This window comes from Paracoccus sp. (in: a-proteobacteria), assembly GCF_030604785.1.
Lineage (GTDB): Bacteria > Pseudomonadota > Alphaproteobacteria > Rhodobacterales > Rhodobacteraceae > Paracoccus.
On record NZ_JAUVVF010000071.1, the window covers coordinates 1 to 7,192 of the forward strand.

Annotated in this window: 4 protein-coding genes; 2 read left to right on the top strand and 2 right to left on the bottom strand. The window is 69.9% G+C overall.

Annotated elements, in window-relative coordinates:
* Positions 1–712: LysR family transcriptional regulator (locus QAR72_RS15305; RefSeq protein ID WP_304618242.1), on the bottom strand; the 712-nt coding region annotated here is incomplete at its 3' end.
* 100 nt (positions 713–812) lie between these two features.
* Between QAR72_RS15305 and QAR72_RS15310 the strand changes: the two genes are divergently transcribed.
* Both QAR72_RS15310 and QAR72_RS15315 read left to right on the top strand, forming a co-directional pair.
* Positions 813–2,393 (top strand): proton-conducting transporter transmembrane domain-containing protein, encoded by a 1,581-nt coding sequence (locus QAR72_RS15310; RefSeq protein ID WP_304618243.1) that lies wholly within the window; start codon positions 813–815, stop codon positions 2,391–2,393.
* Complete coding sequence (locus QAR72_RS15315) at positions 2,393–4,753, top strand: YbcC family protein (RefSeq protein WP_304618244.1); 2,361 nt, start codon at positions 2,393–2,395, stop codon at positions 4,751–4,753. The genes QAR72_RS15310 and QAR72_RS15315 overlap by 1 nt, the downstream gene beginning before the upstream one ends.
* A 226-nt stretch (positions 4,754–4,979) precedes the next feature.
* On the opposite strand, the gene clpA is transcribed toward QAR72_RS15315, so the two are convergent.
* Positions 4,980–7,192 (bottom strand): ATP-dependent Clp protease ATP-binding subunit ClpA (gene clpA / locus QAR72_RS15320; RefSeq protein WP_304618245.1); only part of this gene is annotated, 2,213 nt, incomplete at its 5' end.

A 7,192-nucleotide genomic window follows, 5' to 3' on the forward strand; every position in this document is an offset into this window, starting at 1 on the left:
GCCCCGCATCCTCGCGCACCAGAAGCCGCAGCATCGCCATGTCGTCGGCCTCGGCCGCGATGGCGGGCGTGATGCCCAGCCGCGCCAGCATCGCGTCGATCGCGGCCCGCAGCGCCGTGTCGCCCGTCGGCAGGATCAGCGGCTCCTCGGCCAGAAGCCGCGCCAAGGGCCGCGCCTCGCCGCCGATCCGGGCGGGGGTGCCGATCAGGCTGACGGGCTGTTCGGCCAGATGGTGGATCAGCCAAGGGCTGGCCGCATCGCCGGGCGGCGCCAGATTGGTCAGCACCACATCCAGCGACAGCGCATCCAGCCCCCGCAGCAATTCCGCCAGCGAGCCCGATCGCAGCACCACCTCGACATCCGCCCGCCCGATCACGGGCGCCAGGAACTGAAGCTGGAAGTTCCGCGACAGCGTGGCCAGCGCGCCGACCCGCAAGGCCTGCCGCCCCTGTCCGGTCTGGCGCAGCGTCGCGGTCAGGTCGTCGGCGGTGCGAAAGATCGCCTCGGCATGGTCCAGCGCGATATGGCCCGCCTCGGTCAGAACCAGCCCCCGGCCGCGCCGCTCGAACAGGTCATGGCCCAACGACGCCTCGAGCGCGCGCAGCTGCGTGGACAAGGCCGATTGCGACAGGTTCAGCCGCCGCGCGGCGCCGGTCAGCGTCCCGTCCAGCGCGACGGCCCGGAACAGGCGCAGATGGTGCAGGTTCAGCATGACTCATCCATGAAACAGAACGATCACGCCGAAAATATGTAATTTTATAAAAGTGAGGCAAGCCCTAACTCTGCGCCATCAGCAATCGGAGTGTTCCCGGATGTCCCTGTTTCCCTTTCTGGCGGCCCTCGCGCCGCTGATCCTGCTGGCGGTCGCGGCCTCGGCGCTGGCGCGCCCCGGCGCGCGACCGGGCGCCCTGCCGCGTCAGGCCGAGCTGGCGGCGCTCTCCGCGCTGGCCCTGACCGGGGCCGCGGCCCTTCATGCCGCGCTGGTCGGACCGCAGGTCCTGTCGGTCGGGCAGGGCGCGGCCTTGGTCTCGCTGCGGCTTGACGCGGTCAGCTTCACGCTGGCGCTGCTGGTCGGCTTCGTCGGCTGGGTCGTGATCCGCTATTCCCGCCGCTACATGGACGGAGAGCCGCGCGAAGGCGCCTTTCACGGCCTGACGCTTGCGGTATTGGCGCTGGTCATGGTGCTGGTGCAGGCGGGCAGCCTGGCCGTGCTGCTGGCGGCCTTCATCGGGGTGGGGATCGGGCTGCGGCAGCTTCTGCTGTTCTACGCGAACCGCCCCGAGGCGCGGCGCGCGGCGGCCAAGTTCACTCTGGTCTGGGGCATGGGCGATCTGGCGCTGGTCGCGGCGGCGATGCTGCTGTGGTCCTCGTTCGGGACGGCGGATCTGGCGCAGATCTCGGCCCTTGCGGCGACGGGTCTGGACCTGCCGGCGCGGATCGCAGTCGGGCTCCTGGTGCTGGCGGCGCTGCTGAAGACGGCGGCCTTCCCCCTGCATGGCTGGCTGACCGAGGTGATGGAGGCGCCCACCCCCGTCTCGGCGCTGCTGCATGCGGGCATCATCAATGCGGGCGGCGTGCTTCTGATCCGGCTGGCCGATCTGGTGCAGGCCAGCCCCGGCGCGATGGCCGCGCTGGTCATGGCGGGCGGGATCACCGCGCTCTTCGGCGCGGTGGTGATGCTGACGCAGAGCGCGGTCAAGACGGCGCTGGCCTGGTCTACGGTCGCGCAGATGGGCTTCATGCTGCTGCAATGCGGTCTGGGCCTCTGGGCGCTGGCGCTGCTGCATATCGTGGCGCATTCGCTCTACAAGGCGCATGCCTTCCTGTCCTCGGGCGGGGCGGTCCAGGCGGTCGCGGCGGCCCGCAAGCCGGGGCCGGTCGCGGTGCCGGGCCTGCGCGCGGTGGGACGGTCCTTCCTAGCAGCGCTGGCGCTTTACGCCGCAATGGCTTGGGTCTTTGCGGCGCTTGGCGCGCCCAAGAACCCGCAGGCGCTGGCCTTGGGTGCGATGCTGATCTTCGGCGTGGCCTATCTGGTCGCCCAGGGTCTGGCCGACAGCGCGCCCGCGGCGCTTACCCGGCGCATGGTGACGGCCTCGGGCGCGGCGGCTCTGGCCTATTTCGGCTTTCACGCGCTGGCTTCGCTGGCCTGGGGCGCGCATTTGCCCGCCACCCCGCAGGCCGGCGCGCTGGAATGGGCGCTGATCGTGCTGGCGGTCCTGTCCTTCGGCCTGGTGGCCTTTGCACAGGCGCTGTTCCCGCTCTGGGCGCATCATCCGGCTGCGGCGGGTCTGCGCGTCCATCTGGCCAACGGGCTTTACCTGAACGCGGTCCTTGACCGGCTGATCGGCGGCTTCCGCCGGTCCGGCGCCACCCAAGCCAAAGGAGAGGCATGATGTTCCTCAAACCGATCGAGATCGCGCCCCGGCGCGCCACCGACCTGCTGGCCGCCGCCGAGGCCGCAGCCCGCGCCATCCCCCCGGCCTTTCCGCTGGACGCCACCGTCGCCGTGAACCCGATGCTGGGCCAGACCGGCGAGGATCTGGCCGCCGCTGCCGCCAGGCTGGCGCGGGTCTCGGGTGCCCGGATCATCCCGGACCGGGCGAACCATGCGGCAGCGGTTGCGGCAGGCGCGATCACCGATGCCGATCTGGAACAGGCGCTTGCGGCCAGTCCGTCGCCGCTGAAACCGCCCAGCCTCGCGGCGCTGAGGGCCGCGATGGTGCGCCCGGCCGCGCCCGCGCCCGTGCTGCCCAGCCTTGCGGATTTGGCCGCCCGGAAGGACGGCATCGACTGGCCCATGGTCATCGCGCGCAGCATCGGTCTGTGGGCGGCGGGGTATTTCGACCGGGGGCAGGCGCTCTGGACGCCCGCGCCCGGGCGGGGCGCGCTGGCCGGCTGGCGCGACTGGGCCAGCCATGACCTGACGCCGGAAATCGCGGGCCTTGGCGGCTTCTGCGCGCATGTCGCCGCGAGCCCCGACACGGCCGAACGCGCCATCCTGCGGGCCTGCGACGCGCTTGGCCTGACCGAGGCCGCCGCGCCGACCTGCTTCCATTCGCTGCTGATCCAGCTTGGCGGCTGGTCGCAGCACGCGCGCTGGCTGCTCTGGCAGGCCGAGATGCAGGGCGGCACCGACGCGGCGCTGACCGACCTGCTGGCGATCCGCCTGATCTGGGACGAGGCGCTTCTGGCCCGCGACCCGGCGCTGGCCGCGCCTTGGGCCGAGGTGGTCGCCGCGCATGAGGCGCCGGTCGCGCCCGATGGCGACATGGTGCTGGACACGATCCTGCAGGATGCCGCCGAACGCGCGCATCAGCGTCGGCTGGCCGCGCTGCTCAGCGGCCCGCGGCCGGCGCCCGCGCGGCCGGCCCTGCAGGCGGCCTTCTGCATTGACGTGCGCTCGGAAGTGTTCCGCCGCGCGCTCGAATCGCAGGATCCCGGCATCCAGACGCTTGGCTTTGCGGGCTTTTTCGGCCTGCCCGTCACGCATCTGCCCCATGGCAGCGACCGGGCCGAGACGCATCTGCCCGTCCTTCTGAACCCCGCCATGACGGCGACCAGCCACGCCGCCCCCGCCACCGAACAGCGCATGCGGATCGGGGCGCGGGCCGAACGCGCCTGGGGCCGGTTCCGGCAGGCGGCGGTCTCGTCCTTCGCCTTTGTCGAGGCGGCAGGCCCGGCCTACGGGCTCAAGCTTCTGGGCTCGGCTCTGGGCCGGGCGGGCGCGCGGCCGGGCCACGACCCCGCGCCGCGCCTGGACCCCGCGCCCGATCCGGCGACCAAGGCCGACACCGCGGCGGCCGTCCTGCGCGCCATGAGCCTGACGCGCGGTCATGCCAGGCTGATCCTGCTGGTGGGCCACGGTGCGCAGGTCACGAACAACCCGCATGAAAGCGGCTATCATTGCGGCGCCTGCGGCGGCCAGACGGGCGCGGTCTCGGCCCGCCTTCTGGCGGGACTGCTGAACGATCCCGAAACGCGGGCGGGCCTGACTGCGCGCGGGATCGACCTGCCCGCCGACACGCTGTTCGTGGCGGGGCTGCACGACACGACGACCGACCGGATCACCCTGTTCGACGAGGGGTTCGCGCTGTCGCATCGCGCCGACCTGACCCAGGCCGCGTCCTGGCTGGACCGCGCCACGGATCTGGCCCGGGCCGAACGCGCCCTGCGCCTGCCCGGCGCCAACGCCGAGACCATCGCCCGGCGTGCCCATGACTGGGCCGAGATCCGTCCCGAATGGGGCCTTGCGGGCTGCGCCGCCTTCATCGCCGCCCCGCGCGAGGCGACGTCGGGCCGCGACCTGTCTGGCCGGGCCTTCCTGCACAGCTATGATTGGCGGCAGGATGACGGTTTCGCCACGCTGGAGCTGATCCTGACCGCGCCGGTCGTCGTCGCAAGCTGGATCAGCCTGCAATATTACGGATCGGCCGTCGCGCCCGAGATCTTTGGCGGCGGCAACAAGCTGATCCACAACGTCGTGGGCGGGATCGGCGTCGTGCAGGGCAATGGCGGGCTCTTGCGTCCGGGCCTGCCCTGGCAGGCGATCCATGACGGCGAGACGCTGGCGCACGAACCCCTGCGCCTCAGCGTGATGGTCGAGGCGCCGCGCGAGGCCATTTCGGCGATCATCGCGCGCCATGACGGGCTGCGCCAGCTTTTCGACAATGGCTGGCTGCATCTGCTGGCGCTGGAACAGGGCCGCGTCTCGACCCGCTATGTCGGCGGCGGCGACTGGATCGCATTCTCCTGAACGAACGGCGCGGGGCCGGAGTGAACCTCCGGCCCCGCGCTTTCGCGTCGATTGGCAAGGAGCCCCGTGGGGCTGCGGGCCATGGGCGTGATCGATCTACGCTCTGCCGGTGATCTTTCTGGATCCGCGCTGTCCTTCGCCTCTGCGAAGCCCCCCGCAGGGCGTCCATGTGACGATGGTATGGACCGCCCGGACCGGAGCATCGCGTCCGGGCGGCCCTGTCGCGCTATTCGGCGGTCAGAAGCGGCGTCTTCGTCTTGCCGAGGCGCGGCGTCTCGGGGCCGGTGATGTCAAAGGCCGGCTTGTCGTCCTCGATCTTGACGCGCACCATGCCGCCCTTGGTCAGGCGGCCGAACAGCAGCTCTTCCGCCAAGGGCTTCTTGATGTGCTCCTGGATGACGCGGCCAAGCGGGCGTGCGCCCATCCGGTCGTCATAGCCCTTTTCGGCCAGCCAGTCGGCGGCTTCGGGGGTCAGTTCGATATGGACGTTGCGGTCCATCAGCTGTGCTTCCAGTTGCAGCACGAACTTCTCGACCACATGGACGACCACCTCGCGCGACAGCGGCGCGAAGCTGATGATCGCGTCCAGACGGTTGCGGAATTCGGGCGTGAAGGTCCGCTCGATCGCGGCCGTATCCTCGCCCTCGCGCCGGTCGCGGCCGAAGCCGATGGCGGCCTTGGCGGCATCCGAGGCGCCCGCATTCGAGGTCATGATCAGGATCACGTTGCGGAAATCGACCTGCCGGCCGTTATGGTCGGTCAGACGGCCCGCATCCATGATCTGCAGCAGGATGTTGTAGACATCCGGATGCGCCTTCTCGATCTCGTCCAGCAGCAGCACGCAATGCGGGTGCTGGTCCACGCCGTCGGTCAGAAGCCCGCCCTGGTCGAAGCCCACATAGCCCGGAGGCGCGCCGATCAGCCGGCTGACCGCGTGCTTTTCCATGTATTCCGACATGTCGAACCGCAGGAGTTCCACACCGAGGGTCGAGGCAAGCTGCTTGGCCACCTCGGTCTTGCCCACGCCGGTCGGCCCGGCAAAGAGGTAGTTGCCGATGGGCTTTTCCGGCTCGCGCAGGCCGGCGCGGGCCAGCTTGATCGCCGAGGACAGCGCCTCGATCGCCTTGTCCTGCCCGAAGACCACGCGTTTCAGCGTGCCCTCCAGATCGCGCAGGACCTCGGCGTCGTTCTTGCTGACGTTCTTGGGCGGGATGCGGGCGATCTTGGCCACGACGGCCTCGATCTCCTTGGGGCTGATCGTCTTGCGCCGCTTGCTTTCCGCGACCAGATGCTGCGCGGCCCCCGCCTCGTCGATGACGTCGATGGCGCTGTCGGGCAGCTTGCGGTCGTTGATGTAGCGCGACGCCAGTTCCACCGCCGACTTGATCGCCTCGTTCGTGTAGCGCAGGTCGTGGTGCTTCTCGAAATGCGGCTTCAGTCCCATCAGGATCTTGATCGTGTCCGGGACCGAGGGCTCGTTCACGTCGATCTTCTGGAACCGGCGGCTCAGCGCGCGGTCCTTCTCGAAATGCTGGCGGTATTCCTTGTAGGTGGTCGAGCCCATGCAGCGCAGCTTGCCGCCCGCCAAAGCCGGCTTCAGCAGGTTCGAGGCATCCATCGCCCCGCCCGAGGTCGCGCCCGCGCCGATCACGGTGTGGATCTCGTCGATGAAGAGGATCGCGTCAGGATGAGCCTCAAGTTCTTTCACGACGGCTTTCAGCCGCTCCTCGAAATCGCCGCGATAGCGGGTCCCGGCCAGCAGCGCGCCCATGTCGAGCGAAAAGATCGTGGCGCCCGCCAGCACGTCCGGCGTCTCGCCGCGCGTGATCTTCAGCGCGAGGCCCTCGGCGATGGCGGTCTTGCCCACGCCCGGATCGCCTACCAGCAGCGGGTTGTTCTTGCGGCGCCGGCACAGGACCTGGATCGCGCGCTCGACCTCGGCCTCGCGGCCGATCAGCGGGTCCACGTCGCCCTTGCGCGACTTGGCGTTCAGATCGACGCAATACTTGCCAAGCGCGGTCTCGTCCTTGGCTTCGGGCGCGGCTTCGGCCTTCTGCTCGGGCTCTTCGGCGCCGATGACCTTGCGCGGCTCGTTGAACGAGGGGTTCTTGGCCACGCCATGCGCGATGAAGTTCACCGCATCGTAGCGCGTCATGTCCATTTCCTGCAGGAAATAGGCCGCGTTCGATTCACGTTCGGCGAAGATCGCGACCAGCACGTTGGCGCCCGTGACCTCTTGCCGGCCCGAGCTTTGAACGTGGATCGCGGCGCGCTGAATCACCCGCTGGAAGGCTGCGGTCGGCACCGCCTCCGAGCCTTCGACATCGGTGATCAGCGTGGACAGATCGTCCTCGATGAAATCGACCAGCGTGCTTCGCAGCTCGTCCAGATCGACATTGCAGGCCCGCATCACCTTGACGGCGTCCGGTTCCTCGGTCA

Coding starts and splice junctions, on each gene's coding strand:
- QAR72_RS15315 (WP_304618244.1), top strand. CDS start 2,393: ATGTTCCTCAAACCGATCGAGATCGCGCCCCGGCGCGCCACCGACCTG.
- QAR72_RS15310 (WP_304618243.1), top strand. CDS start 813: ATGTCCCTGTTTCCCTTTCTGGCGGCCCTCGCGCCGCTGATCCTGCTG.